Source organism: Segeticoccus rhizosphaerae, assembly GCF_009192725.1.
Lineage (GTDB): Bacteria > Actinomycetota > Actinomycetes > Actinomycetales > Dermatophilaceae > Segeticoccus > Segeticoccus rhizosphaerae.
Genome location: NZ_VOHR01000761.1, coordinates 1 through 501 on the forward strand (window position 1 = coordinate 1; position 501 = coordinate 501).

At 62.7% G+C, this 501-nt stretch carries 1 protein-coding gene; it reads right to left on the reverse strand.

The features are described from left to right. A partial coding sequence (locus tag FRW57_RS22865) for a VCBS domain-containing protein (protein ID WP_203230537.1) occupies window positions 1-501 on the reverse strand: 501 nt, incomplete at both ends.

Sequence of the window (501 nt, forward strand, 5' to 3'; positions counted from 1 at the left end):
TGATGGTACCGGTCAGGGTCTTGTCGCCATTCGACAGCGCCCAGGTTATCGCAGCGCCATTGGCCGTACCATCGGCAACCGCGAGCGATTCCGTCGGAATGGCATCGAAGGTCACGGTGAAGCTGCTGTCATCGACATCTGCGATGCCGATCTGGCCGCTGGCCGTGGCGAGATTGGTCGTGTCGGCATTGCCGACGTTGTCCGGATTGCCGTTGGCCAGCCCTTCGTCGGACACGGCCACCGCATCCGCAGTCACCACCGGCGCATCGTTCGCACCGAAGATGCTGATCGTCAGCGAGGTCTCGTTGCTCTCCGCCGTGCCATCCGTCGCATTGTACAAGAAGGTATCAGTCAGTGGCGCGTCACTCTCGTCGAGAGCCTGGACCGCGTCATAGGCAGCCTGGTTCTCGCCCTCGGTGTAGAGCCGATAGCTGTAGGCGCCGGTCTCGGCATCGAGCGTCAGAACACCATAGGTCCCGTTGATCGTGCCCGCATCGGCGG